We start from the raw sequence: 1,212 nt of genomic DNA, 5'->3' as shown, positions 1-1,212 counted from the left end.
ATAAACCAATAATCCGACAAATACTGGATTTAGTACCACCTTGGCTGTTTAAAAGTTGTACCAATACTTACAAAACCGACAAGGGCGTTAGTAAATACCGCACGTACGACCAATTTGTTGCTTTAACTTTCGGACAGCTTAATAAGTGCCAGGGTTTGAGCGATATATCATCAGGCATAGGTGTAAGTGAGATTTTTATTCAAGACCTTGGGTTAAGCCAAAGCCCTGCACGCTCAACTATGAGTGATGGTAATAAGAACCGTGACTGGCACGTATTTGAGAGTTTGTATTATCGTTTATTAAGTCATTACAAATCAGTACTAAAACAACACCATAATACCCACATCATAAAGGAGATTAAAGGCAAGGTGGTTAAACTGGTAGATAGCTCAACCATATCCTTGTGCTTGTCTATGTTTGATTGGGCAGAGTTTCGGACAGCAAAAGGAGGTATCAAATTACATACAAGCTGGGATTACAATTTAATGATACCTGATGTGGTAAATATTACAGAAGCAAAGGTCCACGACAGATATGGCTTAGAGCAACTAATCTATCCTAAAGATACTATTGTGGTTGAAGATAGAGCCTATTTTGATTTTGCTTTAATGCTCAACCGAATAAAGGCAGAAAACGTATTTGTTACCCGGATCAAAACAAACACCTTGTACAAAACAGTTGAAGAATTGGAGTTGCCAGAAAATATCGACCAAAACATATTAAAAGATGAAATAATCCAGCTTACTTCCGCAAAGGCAATAGAGACTGGTATTTCAGAGCATAAATTAAGATTGGTACATGTTTATAAAGAAGACGAAAACAAAGTTATAGCCGTTATTACAAACCAATTAGATTGGGAGTATAATACGATTGCAGAGTTGTACAAGAAACGTTGGGATATTGAATTGTTCTTTAAGGCGCTAAAGCAAAATCTACAAGTCAAAACTTTCTGGGGAACAAGTGAAAATGCAGTAAAGTCACAGATTTTTGTGGCTCTTATAAACTATCTACTATTAGAACTCATAAAACGAACAATTTCGAAAATATCAGTTGCTTTTTCAAATTTATCAGAGAAAATAAGATTCTGTCTGTATCACTATCTATCATTGGATTATGTATGCAACCAAGTCAGGGAGGGTGTCCGCAAAGTTAAACCGCCGAATCAAATGAAAATGACCTTTGAGCAAAACTTATTTTCTGGATAATCTTTGT

Annotated in this window: 1 protein-coding gene; it reads left to right on the top strand. The window is 35.9% G+C overall.

Features of this window, described 5'->3' with window-relative positions; all coding sequences use genetic code 11:
- Nucleotides 1-1,205 (top strand): IS4 family transposase (locus JIV24_RS22140; RefSeq protein WP_200467266.1); only part of this gene is annotated, 1,205 nt, incomplete at its 5' end.
- Between the last annotated feature and the right edge of the window lie 7 nt (nucleotides 1,206-1,212).

The organism is Carboxylicivirga marina, from assembly GCF_016612505.1.
GTDB lineage: Bacteria > Bacteroidota > Bacteroidia > Bacteroidales > Marinilabiliaceae > Carboxylicivirga > Carboxylicivirga marina.
This window is presented reverse-complemented; position numbering and strand designations above follow the sequence as displayed.